Source organism: Paenibacillus sp. FSL L8-0638, from assembly GCF_038593075.1.
In the GTDB taxonomy this organism is placed as follows: Bacteria; Bacillota; Bacilli; order Paenibacillales; family Paenibacillaceae; genus Paenibacillus; species Paenibacillus polymyxa_D.
This window is the reverse complement of record NZ_CP151960.1, coordinates 5,055,680-5,080,941: the sequence shown is the minus strand read 5'-3', so window position 1 is coordinate 5,080,941 and position 25,262 is coordinate 5,055,680. Positions and strand designations below refer to the sequence as shown.

The 25,262-nt window shown below is 53.2% G+C and carries 9 protein-coding genes and 1 pseudogene; 9 read left to right on the top strand and 1 reads right to left on the bottom strand.

Annotated features, from left to right (window positions below):
* The first annotated feature begins 115 nt into the window (after nucleotides 1–115).
* The 8 genes and pseudogenes from MKY35_RS22620 to MKY35_RS22585 all read left to right on the top strand — a co-directional run.
* On the top strand, nucleotides 116–18,877 hold the full coding sequence (locus MKY35_RS22620; protein ID WP_342444883.1) for a non-ribosomal peptide synthase/polyketide synthase: 18,762 nt from the start codon (nucleotides 116–118) through the stop codon (nucleotides 18,875–18,877).
* A 219-nt stretch (nucleotides 18,878–19,096) separates the two neighbouring features.
* Entirely contained in the window at nucleotides 19,097–19,291 is a 195-nt protein-coding gene (locus tag MKY35_RS22615) for a hypothetical protein (RefSeq protein ID WP_196245378.1), read from the top strand.
* 42 nt (nucleotides 19,292–19,333) lie between these two features.
* Nucleotides 19,334–19,591, top strand: coding sequence for a hypothetical protein (locus MKY35_RS22610; protein ID WP_342444882.1), 258 nt, complete (start codon nucleotides 19,334–19,336; stop codon nucleotides 19,589–19,591).
* Nucleotides 19,592–20,075: 484 nt separating this feature from the next.
* Nucleotides 20,076–20,993: a hypothetical protein gene (locus MKY35_RS22605; protein ID WP_342444881.1), complete on the top strand. Its 918-nt coding sequence runs from the start codon at nucleotides 20,076–20,078 to the stop codon at nucleotides 20,991–20,993.
* Nucleotides 20,994–21,338: 345 nt separating this feature from the next.
* Entirely contained in the window at nucleotides 21,339–21,665 is a 327-nt protein-coding gene (locus MKY35_RS22600; RefSeq protein ID WP_342444880.1) for a PadR family transcriptional regulator, read from the top strand.
* Complete coding sequence (locus MKY35_RS22595; RefSeq protein WP_342444879.1) at nucleotides 21,665–22,012, top strand: DUF1048 domain-containing protein; 348 nt, start codon at nucleotides 21,665–21,667, stop codon at nucleotides 22,010–22,012. The genes MKY35_RS22600 and MKY35_RS22595 overlap by 1 nt, the downstream gene beginning before the upstream one ends.
* Before the next feature lie 12 nt (nucleotides 22,013–22,024).
* Nucleotides 22,025–22,375, top strand: a complete 351-nt coding sequence (locus MKY35_RS22590; RefSeq protein WP_039273850.1) for a DUF1048 domain-containing protein — start codon at nucleotides 22,025–22,027, stop codon at nucleotides 22,373–22,375.
* 15 nt (nucleotides 22,376–22,390) lie between these two features.
* A pseudogene (locus MKY35_RS22585) lies at nucleotides 22,391–22,519 on the top strand (ATP-binding cassette domain-containing protein); the annotation flags it as partial.
* A gap of 136 nt (nucleotides 22,520–22,655) precedes the next feature.
* On the opposite strand, the gene MKY35_RS22580 reads toward MKY35_RS22585, so the two are convergent.
* A complete protein-coding gene (locus MKY35_RS22580; RefSeq protein ID WP_230585153.1) occupies nucleotides 22,656–23,342 on the bottom strand; it encodes a glycoside hydrolase family 16 protein in 687 nt (228 codons plus the stop codon).
* 413 nt (nucleotides 23,343–23,755) lie between these two features.
* Between MKY35_RS22580 and MKY35_RS22575 the strand changes: the two genes are divergently transcribed.
* Complete coding sequence (locus tag MKY35_RS22575) at nucleotides 23,756–25,102, top strand: cellulase family glycosylhydrolase (protein ID WP_342444878.1); 1,347 nt, start codon at nucleotides 23,756–23,758, stop codon at nucleotides 25,100–25,102.
* Nucleotides 25,103–25,262: the final 160 nt, after the last annotated feature.

Sequence of the window (25,262 nt, the reverse complement as noted above, 5' to 3'; positions counted from 1 at the left end):
AAGAGTCCGAAGGAGCGTTCCGGGAATGGCCTGCGCGGTTCTTCTAAGAGTGACTAAGTGACATCTAGGTACAAAGCCTATCTATAAAGAATCTCTAAACCGGGAGTGTGTCGATGTGAGAGAGAATACCAACGAGCAATATGGACTAACGCAAGCCCAGCGCCGAATATGGTTCATGGAAATTATGAATCCGGGAACGTCAATCACGATGCTTTCCGCGACCTACCAGATTACGGGCGAGATCAACACACAGCTTCTGGAGCAAGCGGCGGCAGAGATCGTCAAAACCTATGACGTTTTCCGAATCCGCATTAGCGGGGATTTGCAAAATCCAACGCAGTGGTTCGAAGAGCCGGAGAATGTCCAAGCTAGGATAAGCCGCCTCGAAATAGGCACAACCGAACAATTCTATGCTTGGGTGAAAGAAGTAAGCGAAAAACCGGCCAGCGTGTTCGACGAACACCTCTACCAATTTACGATTATCCATTTTGCGAACGGCCAAGTATGGCTCAATTTGACGGTAAATCATATTATCGCCGACGGCTTGTCCGTCAATGCTTTGCTGCATGCGGTGATGGAAAAATACCTGGAACTGCGCAAAGGCATCTCCAGCAGTTACCAGGTCCCTTCCTACCTGGATTATATTTCCTCGGAGCGTGAATATGAGCAATCGCAGCGTTATCAAAAAGGCAAGGAATACTGGCTGACAAAGTACAACACTTTGCCTGAAACGACCGGCATTAAATCGTATCCGCCATTCTCGATCGGCAGCGATTCCAATAAACTGTCCATCACTTTGGACGGTTCCCGGTATGAACGCATTCTGGCCTTCAGCGAACAATATCAGGTCAGCTTATATACGTTATTTCTGTCCGCCATGTACGTTTTATTGTACAAGCTGACCGACAGCACCGATGTTCCGGTCGGCACGGTTTTCGCCAATCGCACCAGCAAGAAGGAAAAAGAAACGATCGGCATGTTCGTCAGCACCGTGGCTACGCGGATTCGTCTGAATCCAGACAGACACGTGCTTTCCTTGATCCAAACGGTTTCCAAGGAGAATACGGCAGATCTGCGGTATCAGAAATACCCTTATAACCAATTGATCCAGGATTTACGCGAACAACACGGCCGCAACGATCTTTCGGGGCTGTTCCGTACGTCTCTGGAATATCTGCCTTTGAAAATCGTGGAGTACGAAGAAATCAAGGTACGCCTGGAGGCTCACTTCGCTAGGCACGAGATGGACGATTTGCTGCTGCGCTTCGACCATATGCTGAATGAAGGCCATGTAATTCTCCATGCTTCCTATCGTACCGGCCTGTTCGAGACGGCCGAGATTGATCGGATCATGGAACAGTATGTAACCGTTCTGGACCAGTTTCTTCAGACTCCCGAACTGCCGATACGCGAGATTTCTCTGCTGAGCGATGAGGAGAGACACCGCATTCTCAACGTTTTTAACCCGCCGGTGGCAGGGCTGAGCGAGGGAGAAGCGTTTCATCGGTATGTTGAAAAGTTTGCCCGGGAAATTCCGGATCATCCGGCAGTCGTCTACATGGACAAACAGCTGACCTACGGCGAATTGAACAAACGCGCCGAGCGGTTGGCTTCTCTCCTTCGCGAACAGGGCGTGGGAAGGGAGACGATTACGGGGATCTGGGCGGAGCGTTCAGTGGAACTGCTGGTTGGGGTGCTCGCCGTTTGGAAAGCCGGCGGAGCCTATGTACCGCTGGACCCCGATTATCCGGCGGAGCGGATTGAGTACATGCTCAGCGATAGCGATGCATCGGTGCTGCTTACGCAGCGTCATCTGTTGGAGCGGGCCAGAGGTTGGTTGGCCGATGACCGGCTGAAGCTTCAAGCTGTCTATGCCATGGACGATGAACAGATTTATAACGGGGATGCCTTAGCCGTGGAATTTGAATCTGCCGGCAGCGCCCCGCAAGACTTGGCTTATGTGATTTATACCTCGGGTACGACGGGACGCCCGAAAGGCGTCATGATTGAGCACGGTAGTCTCGTGAATACGGCGGATGCGTACCGTCGCGAGTACCGGTTGGATCAGTTTCCGGTGCGGCTACTGCAGCTGGCCAGCTTCTCGTTTGACGTGTTCGTCGGAGACATCGCGCGGACGCTGTATAACGGAGGCACGATGGTGATTGTGCCGAAGGATGACCGGATTGATCCGAACCTCTTATACGGCTGGATTCGGGACCAAAACATTACGGTATTCGAATCGACGCCTGCGCTCATCCTGCCGTTCATGCAGCATATTTATGAAGAAGGGCTGGACGTTAGCTCCATGCAGTTGCTGATTACCAGCTCGGATGCTTGCAGTGTCACCGATTACCGATTGCTGCAGGAAAGATTCGGCGGACAATTCCGCATCATCAACAGCTATGGCGTTACCGAAGCGGCCATTGACAGCAGCTTTTACGGTGAGCCGCTGGATAAGCTGCCGCCGTCGGGTCATGTGCCGATCGGCAAAGCTTGGCTGAACGCCCGGTTTTACATTGTCGATGCCGCGTTAAAGCCGGTTCCTGTAGGGGTTCCGGGCGAGCTTGTCATCGGCGGCGCCGGGGTGGCACGCGGGTACTGGAACCGTCCGGACCTAACCGCCGAGAAGTTTGTGGACAGCCCGTTTGTGCCGGGCGAACGTCTGTACCGGACAGGCGATTTGGCCCGCTGGCTGGAAGACGGCAACGTCGACTTCATCGGCCGGATCGACTATCAGGTGAAAATTCGCGGGTTCCGGATCGAACTCGGCGAAATTGAAACGGCCCTGCTGCGTTTCCCGGGCGTCAAGCAGGCTGTGGTGACCGACCGGATGGATGAGCAGGGGCAAAAGTATTTGTGCGGCTACGTGGCGGCGGATGCTTCCTTGCAACTGAGCGATCTGCTGTCCCAATTGAAGCAAGAGCTGCCGGCCCATATGGTCCCGGCCCGGCTGGTGTCTCTTGATAAGCTTCCGCTCACGCCGAACGGCAAAATTGACCGTAAGGCGCTGCCTGAACCGACCGGAGAGGTAGAAGCAGGCCGTGAGTATGTGGCTCCTCGCACAACGCTGGAAACAAGACTTGCTCTCATTTGGCAGCAGGTGCTGGGTATTGCGCGAGTTGGAGTCCAAGACGATTTCTTTGACTTGGGTGGTCATTCCTTGCGGGCCTCCACGCTGGTTTCCAAGATTCGGAAAGAGCTGCAAGTCGAGGTTCCGCTGCGGGAAGTTTTCCGCTACACCACGATCGAACAGTTGGCCCAAAGAATCGGCGGTTTAAGGCAGCAGGAGACGTATGAGATTACAAAGGCGGCTGAGGCCGAGTACTATCCGGTTTCATCCGAGCAAAAGCGTCTGTACGTCCTGCGCCAGCTTGACGGGGCCGAGCGTAGCTACAATATGTCGGCGGCGCTTCTTCTCGAAGGCAAGCTGGACCGCACGCGCGTCGAGCACGCGTTCCGGGCGCTGATTCAGCGCCATGAGACGCTGCGTACCGGAATCGAGCAGGTTCAAGGCGAGCTTGTCCAGCGCATCTATGACGAGGTGGAGTTTGCTGTAGATTATTTCCAGGCGAGCGAGCGGGAAGTGGAGCAAGTGGTGGAAGCTTACTATCACCCGTTTGATCTGACCAAGCCGCCACTTCTCCGCATCGGCCTGATCGAAGTCGCCGAGGATCGCCACATTCTGCTGTTCGATATGCACCATATCGTCTCGGACGGCATTTCGACAGCGCTGCTCTTCGATGAGTTCAGCCGCCTGTATCGGGGCGAGGAGCTGGCCCCGCTGCGCATTCAATACAAAGATTATGCCGTTTGGCAGCATTCCGAAGCTTACGGGCAGATGCTCCAGCCGCAGAAGGAGTATTGGCTGGAACAGCTGTCGGGCGAGCTGCCGGTCTTGGAGCTACCGACGGACTTCCCGCGGCCTGCGGTGCAAAGCTTTGACGGCCGAACCGTGAAGTTTTATATCGAGAAAGATCGGACGGAGAAGCTGAAAGAGCTGGCGGCACGGACAGGGACGACCCTGTACATGGTGCTGCTGTCGGCTTACACCATCCTTATGCATAAATATTCGGGTCAGGAAGATCTGATCGTAGGAACGCCGATTGCCGGAAGAACGCAGGAAGAAGTGCAGCCGATCGTAGGGATGTTTATCAACACGCTGGCCATTCGCAGCCGTCCGGAGCGTTCCAAGCCGTACCTTTCGTACCTGGAAGAAATCAAGGACATCACGCTCGGGGCTTTCGAACACCAAAATTATTTGTTCGAAGACTTGGTAGAAAGTCTTCACATTCCGCGCGCGACCGGCCGGAATCCGCTCTTTGACACGTTCTTCGCCCTACAAAATACGGAGAACGAGCAAATTGTCATCGAGGGGCTGGAGCAATCATTTTATCCGCTGGAAAACCGAACATCCAAGTTCGAGCTGCTCCTGGATATTTCGGAGCTGGACGGTCAGCTCGAATGCCGGTTAGAGTACGCTACGGCTTTGTATAAACAGGAGACCGCGGAGCGGTTCGCCAGACATTATGACAAGCTGCTTGAAACCATCGCAGCAGCGCCGGACGGGGATATTGCCTCGCTGGAAATGCTCAAGGAGGAGGAAATCCGTGAGCTGGTGCGCGGTTTCAACGATTCGGAGGCGGACTACCCGCGGCAGCAGACGATTCACGGCTTGTTCGAAAAACAGACGGAGCTTTACCCGGATAACGTGGCCGCCGTCATGAACGAGCGGCACCTGACCTACCGTGAGCTGAACGAGCGATCCAACCGCCTTGCGCGGAAGCTGCGGGAGACGGGAGTAGAAGCGGACCAACTGGTAGCGATTCTGGCCGAACGCTCGCTCGATATGGTCGTCGGCATTCTGGCGATTCTCAAAGCGGGCGGAGCATACGTGCCTGTCGATCCCGACTACCCGGAGGAGCGTATCCGCTTCATGATCGAGGATTCGGGCGCGCCGTTATTGCTGATTCAAAAGCATCTGCACGAGAAGACCGACTTCGCAGGAACGCGCCTCGAATTGGACGATTACGTTTGGGGCGACAGAGGGGCGGACTCCGCCGATGCGCTGGATGCTTCGAACCTGGAGCCGATTTCCGGGCCGGTCAACCTGGCATATGTCATCTACACGTCGGGAACGACCGGCAGACCGAAAGGAACGCTGATCGAACATAAGAACGTCGTGCGCCTCCTGTTCAACGACAAGAACCTGTTCGACTTCGGGCCGTCCGACACGTGGACGCTGTTCCACTCGTTCTGCTTCGATTTCTCTGTCTGGGAAATGTACGGAGCGCTGCTGAACGGAGGCAAGCTGGTCATCGTACCGCCGCTCACAGCGAAAAGTCCAGCCGATTTCCTGGCGCTGCTGGGCCGCGAACAGGTTACCATTTTGAACCAGACGCCAACGTACTTCTACCAGCTGCTGCGTGAGGTCTTGGCGGACCATCCGTACGATTTGCGGATTCGCAACGTCATCTTTGGGGGCGAAGCGCTGAGTCCGCTGCAGCTCAAGGGCTTCAAGACGAAGTACCCGGAGACGAAGCTGATCAATATGTACGGCATTACCGAGACGACGGTTCACGTGACGTATAAGGAAATCACGTGGGTCGAAATGGAGGCGGCGAAGAGCAATATCGGCAAGCCGATCCCGACGCTGAGGGTGTACGTCCTGGATGAAAACCGCCGCCCTGTGCCGATCGGTGTAGCGGGCGAAATGTACGTGGCCGGGGAAGGCCTTGCGAGAGGATACCTGAACCGCCCGGATCTGACGGCGGAGAAGTTCGTCGAATCCCCGTTTGCGGAGGGGGAGAAGCTGTACCGCTCGGGCGACTTGGCGACTTGGCTGCCGGACGGCAACATCGAATACCTGGGCCGTATCGACCACCAGGTCAAAATCCGCGGGTACCGGATCGAGCTGGACGAAATCGAGACGCAGCTTCTGAACGTCGAGGGCGTGGAAGAAGCGGTGGTGCTCGCCCGTCAGGACGGCGAGGGCGAGAAGGCGCTTGTCGCCTACTTTGTGGCGGACCGAACGCTGACGGTCAGCGAAATGAGAACCTCGCTGGCTCAGGAAATTCCGGGGTACATGATCCCGTCGTACTTCGTGCAGCTGGAGCGCATGCCGCTGACGACCAACGGCAAAGTGGACCGCAAAGCGCTGCCGGAGCCGCAAGGCGGCTTACAAACGGGCGTCGAATACGTAGCGCCGCGTAACCGGACGGAGTCCCAGCTTGTGAAGATCTGGGAGGAAGTGCTTGGCTACTCGGGCATTGGAGTCCTGGACAATTTCTTCGAGCTCGGAGGCCACTCCTTGCGGGCGACGAACCTTGTCAGCAAGATTCAGAAGGAAATGAACGTCGAACTTCCGCTGCGCGATGTGTTCCGCTATACGACGGTAGAGTCGATGGCCGGAGCTATTGCCAGCTTGGAAGAAACGCGGCACAGCTCGATTCCGAAAGCGGAAGAGAAAGCGTACTATCCGGTTTCCTCCGCGCAAAAAAGGCTGTACGTCCTGCACCAGCTGGATAGCTCGGAGCTGAATTACAACCTCCCAAGCGCCTTGCAATTGGAAGGGGCTTTGAACGAGGCCAAAGTGGAAAAGGCGCTGACTACTTTGGTGGCCCGGCACGATATGCTGCGCACCGGTTTTGAAATCGTGAATGGGGAGCCGGTTCAGCGTATTCATCCGCTCGTAGCTTTCAAGGTCGAGAAGCTTCAAGCAAGCGAAGATCAGGTTGCGGCCATTCTTGAAGGCTTCATTCAGCCTTTTGACTTGACCCAGCCGCCTTTGCTGCGCGCCCTGCTGATCGAACTGGAGAAAAAGAAATTCCTGCTCGCGCTGGATATTCATCATATTGGTTCCGACGGCCTTTCCATGGACGTGCTGCTGCGCGAATTCGTGCGGCTTTACAATGGGGAAGAATTGCCGGAGCTGCGGATTCAATACAAGGATTACGCCGTTTGGCAGCAATCCGAGGAGCAGCGCCAGCGCATCAAACGGCAGGAGGAATACTGGCGCGAGGTATTCAGCTCCGAGCTTCCGGTTCTTGAGCTGCCTCTCGACTTCTCCCGCCCGGCCGTCCAGCAGTTTGACGGTCAAACGCTCACGTTTACGCTGGATGCGGAGAAAAGTGAAGCTCTCAAACGGCTTGCCGGCGATTCGGGGGCGACGCTATACATGCTTCTGCTGGCTGCGTACTCCGTATTGCTTCATAAATACGCGGGACAGGAAGATATAGTGGTCGGCACTCCGATTGCCGCCCGTTCTCACGCCGACCTGCAGCCGATTATCGGAATGTTCGTCAATACACTGGCCCTTCGCTTGGGTCCGGCGGCGGAGCGGACGTTCATGGATTACTTGCAGGAAGTGAAGGAAACGACGCTTGGAGCCTACGAGCACCAGGAATATCCGTTCGAGGAGCTGGTGGAAGTTCTTCAGGTGAGCCGGGATTTAAGCCGGAATCCTCTGTTTGACACCATGTTTTCTTTGCAAAAACACGAAAGCTTGGATTTAACCCTGGAAGGCTTGCAATGGTCGCTGTTCGACATCGAGGAAAAGACGGCAAAGTTTGATCTTAGCTTTGATATCGTGGAAGCCGATAACGAGCTGGTTTGCAAGATCGAGTACGCTACCTCGTTGTTTAGACAGGAAACGATGGAACGGCTGGCGGGTCATTACGAGCAGCTTTTGGCGTCGATCCTGGCTCAGCCGGGTGCGCGGATTTCAGATTTGGATATCTTGCCGGACAGCGAAAAGCATGATTTGCTGGTCGGGTTTGACGTGTCGTCTTCGGCTCTTGCGAAGCAACCCGCCGCAGAGGGTACAGGTTTGGAAGCGGATGAGTCGTGGAGAGAGAGAACGTTCCACGAGCTGTTCGAGGAGCAGGCGGAGCGCACTCCGGGAGCGCTGGCGGTTGTCTACGAAGACAGCAAGCTGACGTATGCGGAGCTGAACGCCAAAGCCAATCGTCTAGCGTATGCACTGCGGGCGCGCGGGGTAAAGCCGGAGCAGGTGGTCGGCATTCTGGCCGGCCGTTCGGCAGAACTGTTGATCGGGGTGCTCGCCGTATGGAAAGCGGGCGGCGCTTATGTGCCGCTCGACCCGGACTATCCGGCGGAGCGGATCGAGTATATGCTCGCGGACAGCGGGGCGTCGGTGCTGCTCACGCAGACCCGCCTGCTGGAGCAGGCGGAAGCTTGGCGCCGCGACGGAGCTATAGTGCTGCAAACGGTGCTTGCGCTTGACGACGCCGCGACGTACAGCCTCGGAGCAGCGGAAGCGGCTGTGGGCGAAGCAGGCGCAGAGGCGGAGGCTTTGGCGCAAGCGGAAACGGCTTCTGCCGAAACGTCCGCCACGGCAGAAGCCGAGAAGAACGTACTAGCGGCGGATCTCGCATCGAATCCGGCGAATGTGAACAAGCCGCGCGATTTGGCTTACGTCATCTACACCTCTGGTACGACGGGCAAGCCGAAGGGCGTGATGATCGAGCACCGCAGCCTGGTGAACACGGCGGCGGGCTACCGGCGGGAATACCGCCTGGATCAGTTCCCGATCCGGCTGCTGCAGCTCGCGAGCTTCTCGTTCGACGTGTTCGTCGGCGACATTGCGCGGACGCTGTACAACGGCGGCACCATGGTCATCGTGCCGAAGGACGACCGGATTGATCCAACCCGCCTCTACGGCTGGATTCGCGACTACGCCGTGACGGTGTTCGAATCGACTCCGGCGCTGATCGTGCCGTTCATGGAGCATGTGCATGCCGAGGGTCTGGACCTCAGCTCGATGCAGCTGCTGATCACAAGCTCGGATGCGTGCAGCGTAGCGGATTACCGCACCTTGCAGGAGCGCTTCGGCTCGCAGTTCCGTATTATTAACAGCTATGGCGTAACGGAAGCGGCGATTGACTCGAGCTTCTATGACGAGCCGCTGGAGAAGCTGCCGAAGACGGGCAGCGTGCCGATCGGGAAAGCGTGGCTGAACGCCAAGTTCTACATCGTGGATGCGAATCTGAAGCCGGTGCCGATCGGGGTGTTGGGCGAGCTGGTTATCGGCGGAGCGGGTGTGGCCCGCGGTTACTTGAACCGCCAGGATTTGACGGCGGAGAAATTCGTAGACAGCCCATTCGCTGCTGGGGAGCGGCTGTACCGGACGGGCGACCTGGCGTGCTGGATGCCGGACGGCAACGTGGACTTCATCGGCCGGATCGACAACCAGGTTAAAATTCGCGGCTATCGGATCGAGCTTGGTGAAATTGAAGCGGCCATGAAAAATTTTGCCGGCGTGCGTCAAGCGCTTGTCATCGACCGGACGGACGAGCGGGGGCAGAAATATTTGTGCGGGTATGTCGTAGCGGATTCCAGCTTCGATCTGGAAAGGCTTGTGGCCCATCTGGACGCCGCGCTGCCTTCCCATATGGTGCCTGCGCGCATCATGCGCCTGGATCAAATGCCGCTTACGCCGAACGGGAAGATCGACCGTAAAGCGCTGCCTGTGCCGGAAGGAAGCATTCGTGTCGAGGCTGCATACACGGCGCCTCGTACTCCTGCCGAGCAAGCACTTGCGTCGGTCTGGCAGTCGGTGCTGGGCGTGGATCAGGTCGGCACGATGGACAATTTCTTTGCGCTCGGCGGCGATTCGATCAAGGCCTTGCAGGTATCGTCCCGTCTTTTGCAAACGGGGTACAAGCTGGTCATGAAAGATTTGTTCCATTACCCGACGATTTCCGCCCTTAGTTTGCAGCTGCAAACGGCGGAGAGAACGGCAAGCCAGGCCGAAGTGACGGGAGAGGTCATCTTGACCCCGATTCAGCGCTGGTTCTTTGAACAAAATCCGGCTGACGTACATCACAGCAACCAGGCGTTCATGCAGTTCTCCAAGCAAGGCTTTGACGAAGAAGCTTTACGCCAAGCGGTGCGTCAGCTTGTCGTGCATCACGATGCTCTCCGTACGGTTTACCGCCAAACCGAGAACGGCTATACCGCCTGGAACCGCGGCACCGGGGAGAACGAAGCGCTGTTCGATCTGGAAGTTGTCGATTTCAAAGGAGTCGGCGACGTGAAAGAAGCGGTAGAGGCTAAGGCGAATGACATTCAAGCGAGCATCGATCTGGAAAACGGTCCGCTGGTGAAGCTCGGCTTGTTCCGCTGCGACGACGGCGACCACCTGCTCATCGCGATCCATCACTTGGTCGTAGACGGCGTATCCTGGCGGGTTCTGCTTGAGGATTTTGCTGCCGGCTATGAGCAGGCGCTGCAAGGGCAGCCGATCCGTCTGCCGCTCAAAACGGATTCATTCCAAACGTGGGCGAAACAGCTCGCTGATTATGCGAACGGTCCGGCGATGGAAAGCGAGAGAGAGTATTGGCAACATATCGAGCAATTGACCTATGAGCCGCTTCCGAAGGATTTTGAACAAGGCAGATCCAAGCTGAAGGACAGCGGGCTCGTGACCGTTCGCTGGACGGCAGAGGAAACCGAACAGCTGCTGAAGCAGGGACACCGTGCTTATCATACGGAAATGAACGATTTGCTGCTTGCTGCGCTTGGCCTCGCGGTACAAGCTTGGAGCGGCCGGGAACGCGTGCTGGTGAATCTCGAAGGCCACGGCCGGGAAGATATTTTGCCGGCTGTGGACATTACGCGCACAGTCGGCTGGTTTACAAGCCAATTCCCTGTCGTTCTGGAGCCGGGTCACGCCCAGGCGCTCGGTCATCAGGTGAAACAGGTTAAGGAAAGCTTGCGCCGCATTCCGAACAAAGGAATCGGCTACGGCATCCTGCGTTATTTGTCGGCGTCGCGTGACGGCGAGCGCTTCGCTTTGGAGCCGGAGATCAGCTTTAACTATTTGGGTCAGTTCGACCAGGATTACGAAAGCAGCGACTCGCAGCCGTCTCCGTTCAGCCCGGGCTCCGATTCAAGCCCGAATGCAGTGATGGATTTTGTCCTCGATATCAACGGTATGGTGTCGGAAGGAGTGCTGGAACTCACGATCCGTTATGGGGAAACCCAGTATAAACGGGAAACGGTAGAGCGCCTAGGCACCCTGCTTCAATCGAGCTTGCGTGAAGTCATCAGTCATTGCGTATCGAAAGAGCGGCCGGAGCTTACGCCTAGCGACGTACTGCTTCAAGATGTGACGTTGGAGGAACTGGAGCGGCTGGCCGAACATACGGCGGCGCTCGGCGAACTGGAGAATGTATACACCTTGACTCCGCTGCAAAAAGGGATGTTGTTCCACAGCCTGCTGGATGCCGATTCGGAAGCTTACTTCGAACAGGTGACCTTTGATCTATACGGAAGCCTGAATGTCGAAGCCTTCACTCAAGGATTGGATACGCTGGTGCAGCGGAATGAGGCGCTGCGGACCAACTTTATTACCGGCTGGAGAGACGAGCCGATTCAAGTGGTATTCCGCGAGCGGAAGTGTGAAGTGTACTTCGAAGATATTCGCTCGGTAAGCGATGAAGACCCGGCGAAGACGATAGCCGATTTTGTCAGCGCGGATAAAGCGAACAAGTTCGATTTGGCCCGAGGCTCTCTTATGCGTGTGACAGTTTTGCGCACGGGCGACCAGTCCTACCATGTGATCTGGAGTCACCATCACATTTTGATGGACGGCTGGTGCATGTCCTTCATGATCAAGGAAGTGTTCGACACCTACTTCGCGTTCCACGAGAAGCGGACGCTGGAGCTTCCTCCGGTTACCTCGTACTCCCGGTATATCGAATGGCTGGAAGCTCAAGATGCCGCGAAAGCTTCGCGTTACTGGTCCGAGTATTTGGCGGGTTACGATCAGCAGACCAAGCTGCCCCAGGAGAAAACGCAGCTGAAGCAGGGCGCTTTTGAAGCAGCTGAAATCGATGTGGAACTCAGCAAGGAACTGACCGGGCAAATCGAGCGGGTGGCGCGCCAGCAGCAGGTGACGCTCAATACGTTCATGCAGACCGTATGGGGACTGGTTCTACAGGTATACAACAACAGCGAGGATGTCGTATTCGGATCCGTCGTATCCGGGCGTCCGGTGGAAATTCCGGGCATCGAAAGCATGATCGGCCTGTTTATTAATACGATCCCGGTCCGTATTCAAGGCAAAGCCGAGGAGACGGTAGCCGATATCTTGAGAAAAACCCAGGACCAAGCGCTGGCATCGGGAGCTTACGAAACGTTCCCGCTGTTCGAAATTCAGTCGCTGAGCGAGCAAAAGCGCGACTTGATCAACCATATCATGGTCTTTGAAAATTATCCGATGGAAGAACAGATTGAGCAGGTCGTCGGCGGAGACCAAGAAGCGCTGAAAATCGCTAATATCCAGTCGCCGGAGCAAACGAACTACGACCTGGACATTACCGTCATTCCGGAAGAGCATATTTTGCTGCGGTTTACGTATAATGCGCTGACGTTCAGAGAGGAAGACATCAGGCTGATCCACGGTCATTTTGCCCGGGCACTGGAGAAGGTTGCGGCTAACCCGAACATCCGCGTGAATCAGTTGGAGCTTTTGACGGCGGCGGAAAAAGAGCAAATTCTCGGCGCGTTTAACCCGGCGCAGCCGGAAGCGGCTCCTGCGGCCGCGTTCCACCGGCTGTTTGAGGAACAGGCGGAACGCACGCCGGAAGCGGCAGCTGTCGTGTACGAGAACGACCGGCTGACGTATGCGGAGCTGAACGAGCGGGCGAATCGCTTGGCGGCTACGCTGCGCGCAAGCGGCATCGGCCGGGAGACGATCGTCGGCATTCTCGGCGAGCGTTCGGTGGACTTGCTGGTGGCCGTGCTGGCCGTCTGGAAAGCGGGCGGGGCGTATGTGCCGCTCGACCCGGATTATCCGGCGGAGCGCGTGCGGTTCATGCTCGAAGACAGCGGAGCGAAGGTGCTGCTGACGCAAACGGCGCTGCGAGAGCGCGCCGAAGCCTGGCTCGGCGAAGAGGAGCTGGCGCTGGTGGCGGTGCTGTACCTCGACGACGAAACTTCGTACAGCGAGGAGCGGACGAATGCCGACAGCTTCCATGAAGCCCGTCCGGAGGATCTGGCGTACGTGATCTACACGTCGGGAACGACGGGCAAGCCGAAGGGCGTGATGATCGAGCACCGCAGCCTGGTGAACACGGCGGCGGGCTACCGGCGGGAATACCGGTTAGATCAGTTCCCGGTGCGGCTGCTGCAGCTCGCAAGCTTCTCGTTCGACGTGTTCGTGGGAGATATCGCGCGGACGCTGTACAACGGAGGCACGATGGTGATTGTGCCGAAGGACGACCGGATCGATCCGTCTCGTCTGCACCACTGGATGGAGCGGGAACGGGCCACCATCTTCGAATCGACGCCGGCGCTGATCGTGCCGTTCCTGGAGTACGTGCACGAGCAGCGGCTGGATATGAGCTGGATGGAGCTGTTGATCACGAGCTCGGACAGCTGCAGCGTGGCGGATTACCGGACCTTGCAGGAACGCTTCGGCTCGTTGTTCCGGATCATCAACGCATACGGCGTGACGGAAGCGGCGATCGACTCAAGTTTCTACGACGAGCCGCTGATGAAGCTGCCGCAGACAGGCAATGTGCCGATCGGCAAAGCGTGGCTGAATGCGAAATTCTACATCGTGGACGCGCATCTGAACCCGGTGCCGGTCGGGGTGCTGGGCGAGTTGGTTATCGGCGGAGTCGGAGTGGCGCGCGGGTACTTGAACCGTCCGGAGCTGACAGAAGAGAAGTTCGTAGACAGCCCGTTCGCCGCGGGCGAGCGGCTGTACCGCACGGGAGACTTGGCGCGGTGGATGGAGGACGGGAACGTGGACTTCATCGGCCGGATCGACAACCAGGCGAAAATCCGGGGGTACCGGATTGAGACGGGCGAAGTCGAAGCGAAGCTGCTGAGTGTAGGTGGCGTGAAGGAAGCGGTCGTCGTCGTCAGGGAAGATCAAGAAGGTCAGAAAGCTTTGGGCGCTTATTATACAGCGGAAGAAGGTTTGACGGCGGCGGACCTGAAGCGGGCGATTGCCAGCGAGCTGCCGGGGTACATGATCCCGTCATACTTCGTGGAGCTGGAGCGCCTGCCTCTGACGCCGAACGGAAAGATCGACCGGAAGGCGTTGCCGGCACCGGAAGGGGGAGCAGGCGGAGGCCGCGAATACGTGGCGCCGCGCACCGAACTTGAGGCGAAGCTGGCCGCCATTTGGCAGGATGTGCTTGTTCGGGAGAAGGCGGTAGGCGTAACGGACAACTTCTTCGACATCGGCGGCCACTCCCTGCGGGCGACGACGCTTGTCAGCAAAATGCATAAGGAGCTAGGCGTTGAATTCCCGCTTCGCGACGTATTCCGCTACTCGACGGTTGAGGAAATGGCCGCGGCTATGGAGCGGCTGGAGATCGGCTCGTTCACAGCTATTCCGGCTGCGGAACCTAGCGAGTATTATCCGCTCTCTTCTGCTCAGAAACGTCTCTATATCTTGAATCAGCTGGAAGGAGCCGAGCTGAGCTACAACATACCGGGAGCTATGCTGCTCGAAGGGGAGCTCGACCGGCAGCGGTTTGAAGAAGCGTTCCGCGGGCTCGTAGCTCGTCATGAAACGCTGCGTACCGGTTTTGAGATGGTAAAAGGCGAAGCGGTTCAGCGGATTTACGAAGAAGCCGCCTTCCAGGTGGAATATGTGCAGATCAGCGGGGAGCAGGCGGAAGAAACGGTGCGCCAATTCGTTCGTCCGTTTGATCTAGCGAAGCCGCCACTTCTGCGGGTAGGCCTTGCCGAACTGGCGCCGGACCGGCACATTTTAATGTTCGATACGCATCATATCGTATCTGACGGCGTTTCGATTGACGTACTGATCGAAGAGTTCGTCCGCTTGTACAGCGGGGAGCAGTTGGAGCCGCTCCGCATTCAGTACAAAGATTATGCGGTATGGCAGCAATCGGACGAGCAGAAAGCTCAGCTTGCCAAGCAGGAAGCCTACTGGCTCGACATGTTCCGCGGAGAGCTGCCGGTTTTGGAATTGCCGACGGACTATCCGCGCCCGGCTATGCAGAGCTACGAGGGCCGTACGCTGCAATTGTTTATGCATAGCGAGAAAAGCGAGGGTCTGAAACGGCTTGCAGCCGAGAACGGCGCAACGCTTTACATGGTTCTGCTTGCTGGTTATACAATATTATTGCATAAATATACAGGGCAAGAAGACGTGGTGGTCGGTACGCCGATTGCGGGAAGAAATCACAGCGACGTTCAGCCGCTGATCGGGATGTTCGTCAATACCCTGGCCATCCGCAGTTATCCGGCTGCCGGTAAGACGTTCCTTGACTACTTGAAGGAAATCAAGGAGACGACGCTGGGCGCTTTTGAACATCAGAATTATCCGTTTGAGGAACTGGTGGATAAAGTGAACGTGGCTCGCGATTTATCCCGCAATCCGCTGTTCGATACGATGTTTGCTTTGCAGAATACAGAGAATTTGGAAATGCAGCTTCCCGGACTCCATTTGTCGACGTATGCCAGCGAAGAAATTGTTTCTAAATTCGATCTCAGCTTGGACGTCACGGAGATCGAGGAAGGCTTGGAATATCTGTTTGAATATGCCACTGCTCTTTATAAAACCGAAACGGTGGAGAAATTGGCCGCCCACTACTTGCAACTGCTTGAATCCATTCTCCGCAACCCGTCGGCGACTATTGCCGAGCTGGGCATTTTGACGGCGGCGGAAAAAGAGCAAATTCTCGGCGCGTTTAACCCGGCGCAGCCGGAAGCGGCTCCTGCAGTCGCATTCCACCGGCTGTTTGAGGAACAGGCAGAGCGCACGCCGGAAGAGGCGGCCGTCGTGTACGAGAACGAGCGGCTGACGTATGCGGAGCTGAACGAGCGGGCGAACCGCTTGGCGGCCACGCTGCGCGCAAGCGGCATCGGCCGGGAGACGATCGTCGGCATTCTGGCCGAGCGCTCGGTGGACTTGCTGGTGGCCGTGCTGGCCGTCTGGAAAGCGGGCGGGGCGTATGTGCCGCTCGACCCGGATTACCCGGCGGAGCGCGTGCGGTTCATGCTCGAAGACAGCGGAGCGAAGGTGCTGCTGACGCAAACGCCGCTGCGAGAACGTGCCGAAGCCTGGCTCGGCGAAGAGGAGCTGGCGCTGGCGGCGGTGCTGTACCTCGACGACGAAGCGTCGTACAGCGACGAGCGGGCGAATGCCGACAGCTTTCATGAAGCCCGTCCAGAGGACCTGGCATACGTGATCTACACGTCGGGAACGACGGGCAAGCCGAAGGGCGTGATGATCGAGCACCGCAGCCTGGTGAACACGGCGGCGGGCTACCGGCGGGAATACCGGTTGGATCAGTTCCCGGTGCGGCTGCTGCAGCTCGCAAGCTTCTCGTTTGACGTGTTCGTGGGAGATATCGCGCGGACGCTGTACAACGGAGGCACGATGGTGATTGTGCCGAAGGACGACCGGATCGATCCGTCTCGTCTGCACCACTGGATGGAGCGGGAGCGGGTCACCATCTTCGAATCGACGCCGGCGCTGATCGTGCCGTTCCTGGAGTACGTGCACGAGCAGCGGCTAGATATGAGCTGGATGGAGCTGTTGATCACGAGCTCGGACAGCTGCAGCGTGGCGGATTACCGGACCTTGCAGGAACGCTTCGGCTCGTTGTTCCGAATCATCAACGCATACGGCGTGACGGAAGCGGCGATCGACTCCAGTTTCTACGACGAGCCGCTGGCGAAGCTGCCGCAGACAGGCCATGTGCCGATCGGCAAAGCGTGGCTGAATGCGAAATTCTACATCGTGGACGCGCATCTGAACCCGGTGCCGGTCGGAGTGCTGGGCGAGCTGGTTATCGGCGGAGTCGGAGTGGCGCGCGGGTACTTGAACCGTCCGGAGCTGACAGAAGAGAAGTTTGTAGACAGCCCGTTCGCCGCGGGCGAGCGGCTGTACCGCACGGGAGACTTGGCGCGGTGGATGGAGGACGGGAACGTGGACTTCATCGGCCGGATCGACAACCAGGCGAAAATCCGGGGGTACCGGATTGAGACGGGCGAAGTCGAAGCGAAGCTGCTGAGTGTAGGTGGCGTGAAGGAAGCGGTCGTCGTCGTCAGGGAAGATCAAGAAGGTCAAAAAGCTTTGTGCGCTTATTATACAGCGGAAGAAGGCTTGACGGCGGCGGACCTGAAACGGGCGATCTCCAGCGAGTTGCCGGGGTACATGATCCCGTCGTACTTCGTCGAGCTGGAGCGCCTGCCTCTGACGCCGAACGGGAAAATCGACCGGAAGGCGCTGCCAGCGCCGGAAGGGGGAGCAAGCGCAGGCCGCGAATACGTGGCGCCGCGCACCGAACTGGAGGCGAAACTGGTCGCCATCTGGCAGGACGTGCTCGGGTCGGTCACGATTGGCGTGACGGACAACTTCTTCGACCTCGGCGGGCACTCCCTGCGGGCGACGACGCTGGTCAGCAAGGTGCACAAGGAGCTGAGCGTGGACCTGCCGCTGCGCGATGTGTTCCGGCACTCGACCATCGAAGCGATGGCCGAAGCGATCAGCCAATTGGAGCGGCAGGAACACCTCTCCATTCCGGTTCTGGATAAGAGGGATTACTATCCGCTTTCCTCCGTGCAAAAACGGCTATACATCCAGCAGCAGATGGAAGGCGCCGAGCTTAGCTACAACATGTCCGGCATGACGGTTCTCGTCGGGCGCTTGGAACGGAATCAATTCGAGGCGGCGCTCAAAGGATTGATAGCTCGTCACGAAATTTTGCGAACCGGCTTCGAAATGGTCGACGGCGAACCGGTACAACGGATTTATCCGGACTTGAAGTTTGCCGTCGAGTATACAAAAGCGACGGAAAGTGAAACGAAGAGCATCGTAGACGGCTTTGTGCGCGTCTTTGATTTGGAGCGGCCGCCGCTGCTGCGTGTGGGCTTAGTCGAATGGGAAGCGCAACGGCATCTGCTCATGCTGGACATTCATCATATCGTCACGGATGGCATGTCGATGGGAATCTTGGTCGAAGAGCTGCTGCGCCTGTATAACGGCGAGACTATGGAACCGCTTCGGATTCAATACAAGGAATTCGCTGCTTGGCAGCAGTCCGAACCTGTAAAAGAGCGGCTGAAACGTCAGGAAGCCTACTGGCTGGACGTGCTGGAAGGCGAACTGCCGACGCTTGAACTGCCTACGGACTTTGTCAGACCTACCGCTCGCAGCTTTGAGGGAGATGTGCTGCCTTTCAGCATCGACAAGCAGATGACCGACAGCTTGCAGCGCATCGCCGATGAGAACGGCGCCACCCTTTATATGGTGTTATTGGCGGCCTATTCAATCCTGCTCAGCAAGTACTCGGGACAAGAAGACTTCATTGTAGGCATGCCGGTTTCGGGCCGCACACATGCCGACCTGGAGCCGCTCATCGGAATGTTTGTCAACACTTTGGCGATTCGCCATTATCCGTCCGGGGAGAAGACGTTCCTCGCTTACTTGAACGAAGTCAAAGAAACGATGCTGGGGGCCTACGACCACCAGGATTATCCGTTCGAGGAGCTTGTGAAAAAGCTGCAGGCGCCGCGAGATCAAAGCCGCAATCCTGTATTCGATGTCATGTTTGTTCTGGAAACCAAGGAAGATAACGTTCAAAGCTTCGGGGATATCAAGATCGAATCTTATCCGGAAACTCATACGGTTTCCCAATTTGATCTTACCTTGGTCATTTCGTTGCTGGATGAGGGAATGAACGGGCAGTTTGAGTATGCTACCAAGTTGTTTACGCGCAATCTGATCGACAATTTCGCTCAGGACCTGCTCGTGATCATCACCCAAATTTGCGAACAGCCTTCGGTGCTGTTGAAGGATATTTCCCTGAACGGGCAATCCGAACAGGAGCAAGATGTGCTAGAGGCCATTGATATTATTTTCTAATCCCTTACCCGGCTTGGGTGTATGCCGTATTTTTCTCGGTACGCATCCTGCCGGGTGTTTTTTTCCAAATGAAAGGGAAAAATTCACCACAGGAATCTGACGTCAAGTGCCGCTGAGTAACGATTTCAATTTACTGAAAAACCGACAAAACACAACAGAAATCCGAAAAACGAAAAGAAGTAATGGCCGATCGTTGCAGACGAGTTTAATCTTTTGACTATGACACCAGAAGAACAACAAAAGGCACACGAAGACTACAGGAAAAAAAGGAGACGTGAAGCTCTTGGAGAAGACTTTTGGTATTATGCCGAAACGTTTTTTTCAGTATTAGAATCAGGAGGCTGGAATAGTAATCTACCTTCCATAAGTTCACTATTTAAAGAATTAAGTAAAATCAAGCTAGCATTCGAATAAAAAAAGAGAATTAATAAACTAGCTAGAGATATAATGGCTTCATTGAAAGAAGTGAATAATGAATTAGTAAGAGATTTGATAGAAGAATTTAATAAAATAAAAATGGATAATAACCTAACTTTAGTTCAAAAAGAGCATCTGAAGACAGCACTTCTTGAACTCTCACGAACTACAGGGCGGTTAGTTCAAATATATGGAGAATGGACTAAAGATGGACAGATTATTAGAGATAATTCTTTGAAAAAGAAAATGGACCATTTAAGCACGTTATATGCGACATTCAGTATATTGAGGAAATAGTTATGAAAATTATATTATCGTAATAGTACAAGTTTCCAACTTTCTTTTTATGGTAATTTGTGGTGGTTTCAGACTTTTTATTTTTCGTGTTTATCACGTGCTCTGGCAAACGCAGTAAAATCAACAAATTTGGTTCACGTAATTAAATACAATAAAGTTGAGTCATAAGCGAAAAAACACAATAAAGTTGAGTTCTAAAAATTCAAACTTATTTATTGTTGAACTGTTCAGTTACATTATAATTGGTTCTGATCTTTTAAACCGGTTGTCCTAGTTTAGGATGACCGTTTTTTAGTTGCTGATGTCAGAAGAAAATAATGTTTTAGACTGAGAAAATAAAGTATTAGACTGCCGATGCTTCATTAAGCTAGCGGGCAGGATAGTTTAATAACATATCGAATTTTTTAAGAGTGTAAGGGTATACGAGGTGAGGCGTTGCTTAACTGAAGCGTGAAGTAGAGGTAATCAAAAAGGAGATACCCAGATGGAAACAAATCAAAATATTCGTTTAGCAATCGAAGAATCTATACAGTTCCTTGAATCTACTCCGCATTTGGGAATGACTCACGGCGAGTGCAGCCGTCGAAAATGGGATGGAGCTTGGTGGCATATGGCTGCTCTTTATGAAATGGGAGAGGTGAAACTCATTCCCGAGTCTGCTATTGTCGGAGCAAAATATTTACTCGAAACTCAGGTCTGGCCGACCTTCATCATATCCGCCGATGACCATCCAACAAGTGAAAGTGATAAGATGAAGATGGATTGCTGCCATTGTGAACTTGCCGTATACTATATGATTCTAATGGCGTATGGCTGTGATTTGGACAAGGAGCTGCCTTGGATTCGCGAATGGCTCTTAAAGCATCAGTTACCTGATGGCGGTCTGAACTGCGACCCTGAGGCTTATACTCATTCTAAAAAGAGCTCTATTGTTTCAACACTTCCTCCGCTTGAAGCTATCTTATGGCATACAGACCGTGAATTTACTGAACAGGAAGCCGTTTTCTTAGATGAAGGCGCACGATATTTAATTGAGCATCGTCTTGTATGTTCTAAACAAAATAGAAGCGTCATCGATATGGATTGGCTGAAGCCTTGCTTTCCGAGGTTTTTTGAATATGATATATTACGCGGCATGTCCTTCTTGGCAGAATGGTCCCGACGTAGGAACAAAACGCTGCCGGTTGGACTGCTTATTGAAGGATTGGAACGATTGAACATCTTCAAGGAAACAGGAGGCTTGCGAATCGGTAGACAAGTCTTTGATCCACAAGGCCCGTGGGGTGGGCAACCATTTACCTTGTTAGAAGCAGTGGCTGGCATTGGTGACGTTTCGCCTTATCTAACCAGACAGTTGGATCGAGTTATCGAACGATTGGGACCGGAGTATACCTATGCATAAAGATTTCCTTTAGAAGGGGCTCATGGTGGAAGAGGAACGGACCAGGATGAGGAAGGCTTAGAGGGAAAGTTGCAAATTTCAAATATATAAAATGATTGTCTAAACACTGATTGAGCCGTAAAACGGGAAGCAAAAGAAGAGGTCTTTGTTGAGGCAGCTCAATAAACTAAACCATGAGGTTGCCGTGGATTGAATGGCAGCCTTATTACGCTAACGGGTAGGATAGTTGAAAATGTAAAATCCGTGTTAGAGATAACGCTATTGACAATTCATCTACTGCGTGATACTTTATAGCGGTAGTAAGTAACACTGCATACCTGTTATACAGAATAGCAAGGAGTGATTGTGCTGGAAAACCTAACGGAATTGCTCAAAGGCGTGCTTGAGGGCTGTGTCCTTGAAATTATAAGCCGCAAAGAAACCTATGGCTACGAAATCACGCGGCGGCTAAACGCCCTCGGCTTCACAGATGTTGTGGAGGGAACGGTGTACACCATCCTGATCCGGCTTGAAAAAAACAAGTTGGTGGAGATCACCAAGAAGCCCTCCGAAATGGGACCGCCGCGAAAGTTTTTTGCGATCAACGACGCGGGACGCGAGGAACTGCGGAAGTTCTGGGAAAAATGGGAGTTCGTATCATCAAAAATTAACGAGTTAAAGGAGAAAAAATAATGAATTTTTGGGAAAAACTCACCGGCAGCGACATGACTAAAGAATTCAAAACTTTTGAATCCCGAGTCAAAAAGCTGCCAGCTGATTATCAAGCGGCATGGGAAAAAATGAATGCCAATCTTTGGCAGCACTCAGATTTCACCGGTCGCAACCTAATGCCAATTCTTGACGGTGTGCTTGGTCTGCTAGAAGAAACGGCGGCGGACGGTCAGAGTGTCCAAGAGGTTTTGGGTGACGACATCAAAGGCTTTTGTTCAGCGCTGACCGGCGAAGAAGGGGCAAAGTCTTTTCGCGACAAGTGGCGCGAGCAACTAAACAATAATATCGCTAAAAGATTAGGTAAATAGGAGGAGGATAAAATGAGAATACGAGATATCATCGAAGGCAAAAAAGAGTGGCGAGCGCACGTGACGCGTGTCAAAGCGCTGCCGCAAGATTATCAGATTGTTTATAAAGAGATCCAAAAATATCTCTTTAAGGTCGGCCCTGTTGAGCTAACCGACGGGACAGGTTTACTCTCGGGAATCATCGATCTTTTTGAAGAGGGCGCGGCCTTGGGGAAAGGCGTGCTCGAAGTGACAGGCAGTGACGTAGCGGCATTCTGCGACGATCTAATCAAAGATTCAAAAACTTACGCTGACATCTATCAAGAATCTGTTGACCAAGAAGGTAACAAGGCCATGAAAAAGGTTACGGATAAGACAAAGTAAAAGGGGGATATCGGGATGCGAAAGTCTTTCAAGGACACAGAAGTCCTAAAAGGCGTCGAATTTTTAGTGAAGCGAGGTGAGATTTTCGCCCTGCCTGGCTCCAACGGCGCGGGCAAGACGACGATTGTCAGAATCCTCACCACTGATTATATTCAAGCTGCGCATCGGTGATCGCCAGCTTTGTATAGACTTCTAGCAATCTTCTTCATGGCCGGAACATGGCTAAATCAATGCATCATCAAAAAAAGCAGCCACTACAGGGCTGCTTTTATACTATGGACTAATTGCTCGTGTATTTTACCCAATCATATTCAGCGTATAGCGGATTCGCTCCATTATACGAACCTAGCCAGTCGTCAACGCCAGTGCCATTCCATAAATTCATCATAATCTTGCCTGGCGTGCTCGGTATGTTCGTAGTTGCCGTATGCTTTAGAACCCCGTCAACATACCACTTAATGTATCCTGGCTGCCAATCGAAAGCATAGGTGTGAAAGCCTCTTGATGCATCAAAGCCCAGATCAACAACCTTCTCGTGACCACCGACACCGTTTGTATAATAGTTGAATTGTACTTTTGTCGTGTCTTTGCCTAAAAATTCAATATCTATTTCATCCCATTGCGTGCCATCAGTAGGCCCCGTATACGTAAAAAAGGAAGATACGATCCCTGTATTTTTAGCAGGCTTCATACTGACCTCGTATAAGCCGTATCTGTAAGTGTTCGTCGATCGATACTCTCCGCAGTCAAACTTATTGTACGCAGAACTCGTTAAGCCAAGCTTCATTTTGCCATCGTTCGTAAAATTGACATTATTGGCACGCCAAGTGCAATTAAACATGTTCCCATTGGAATATCCATCCGCCTTTTGCCATGCACCCGAATTGAAACCATTAAGTGGTTCCCAAAAAACATTCCCCGCATAAACGCTTACCGAAAAAAACAGAGAGACAATGCCCGTGACCATTAAAGTGAACCAAGATTTCTTCTTCATTTTACACCTCCATAAAAGATTGACCAAACATGAAAGAAATGGATGACAATGATACATTATTTCAAGTATTGACCATCTTACCGAAAAAATAAAACGATTCCAAATTTGGCATCTTCATTGTAGTTTGAAATGGAGTCGTCCACAATAGCAAACTTAACACTTGAGGCATAATTTAAAAAAAACTAAATTTTATCAAGTTGTGGTTTGGAAATGTAAGATATACAATTATATACAATAAATGAAAATCAGGATTAAAATATTCTATTAAGGGGGGAAATGACGATTTTGAAATGGGGTAGACTCAGGAAGCGGAGCCACTACATGTTTATACCATTTTATTCTTTTGGCATAATAGTCAATTAAATTTTTGAAGAGGAGGCCTTTCTTTGAAAAAATTAGGTATGGTATGTAAAATAGTTCTGATACTTGTATTCTTATTGCCTTTAACACCGGTCTTTGGCCAACATATAGATGCATGGTCAGGTATGCCTATGGGAAAGCTCCATGTCAGGGGCAATCAATTGGTGAACAGCAGCGGAAAACCTGTTGTTTTAAGTGGCTGGCATCAGCCGTCGGGGGCATACTGGACCTATCAAAATAGTAATTATTATCTCAATTTAAATGGTAACAATCGTCATGCAGCAATTTTGGCTTATTTGAAGGATATCACTGACACCTTTGCAGACACCAGACCGAAGTATGGAAGCAACCACGGCTGGTATATGAATCAGGTCCGATTGTTTATTGACCGCCAGGATATGGGAGATGTGGCCGCAGGGTCATACAATTTCTCAGGTTTACAAGCAGCTACACAAAATGTGATTATTCCATACATCAATTATGCGAAAACAAAGGGCATTTATGTTACCCTTGGTCTTGATTTCACTTTGGCTAACGACCAGGCTACAACACAATCCAATCTGGACAAATTCAATCAAATATGGGGGTATCTTGCCTCGCAGCCGGCTATTAATAGCGCGGATAACGTCATGTTTGAACTGATCAACGAGCCTATTAAGTCATATGCGAATGGGCATTGGGGAGGCTATCCTGGCGAAAATGATTTTGTTGACCATTGGAATGATCTGAGAAGATTCCAAAACTCTATCATTTCCACGATTCGAAGTAAAGGAGCGGATAATGTCATCTGGGCTGCAGGACTTGGATACAACCAATTTTACAGCCCGGCGGCAAAACACCCGCTGATAGATCCATTGAACAACTACGGCTATGCTGTCCACTGGTATCCGGGCTACGGAGCGCATGATAACAAGGACAAGCTACAATCGCAATGGGATTCCAACATTAAGGCGGCAGCTCAAGCCTATCCAATAAATATCACAGAATTTACCTGGTTCAAAACACAGCCCGGCGATTCGGAGTACTGGAATTTGTTTAACGGCTCTAATAATGGATTTGGGCAAAACACGAAGTCCATTTTTACAGCAGCCGGTAATGTCAGCATGACCGCACACATGAATGGCTTTCTGCTGGAAGCTGGAGCAAGGAGTTCATTTGCGGACCCAACAGCCGGGTTAAAGTGGGATGGCGATAACCGACGTCAGGCGATGGCCCGCTTCTTGTTTGACTGGTACTATGAGCGTGCACGGACCTATCCGAGAGCACTACTCCAGAACAGTGAATCAGCAACGGATGATGTGCCTGTGGCTGCACCGACTGATGTGCTTACAGATACATACATTAATGCACCGACGGACGCACAATCAGAATGATGTTAATACTTTCAGCTACCGACAGCCTTTCCAATTGGATAGGCTGTCGTATTATCTTATAGAAATGACTAGTGTAAGATTGACGGCCATTATGAGGCCTTCCGTTAAGTAAAGTTGTTGAAATGATGGGGAGAGAGTATAGTTTGTATGTATTTATTTT

What these genes read in the sequence shown, in the direction of transcription:
- MKY35_RS22580 (WP_230585153.1), bottom strand. Translation starts at nt 23,342, where the DNA reads ATGGTCACGGGCATTGTCTCTCTGTTTTTTTCGGTAAGCGTTTATGCG.
- MKY35_RS22605 (WP_342444881.1), top strand. Translation starts at nt 20,076, where the DNA reads ATGGAAACAAATCAAAATATTCGTTTAGCAATCGAAGAATCTATACAG.
- MKY35_RS22615 (WP_196245378.1), top strand. Translation starts at nt 19,097, where the DNA reads ATGACACCAGAAGAACAACAAAAGGCACACGAAGACTACAGGAAAAAA.
- MKY35_RS22590 (WP_039273850.1), top strand. Translation starts at nt 22,025, where the DNA reads ATGAGAATACGAGATATCATCGAAGGCAAAAAAGAGTGGCGAGCGCAC.
- MKY35_RS22595 (WP_342444879.1), top strand. Translation starts at nt 21,665, where the DNA reads ATGAATTTTTGGGAAAAACTCACCGGCAGCGACATGACTAAAGAATTC.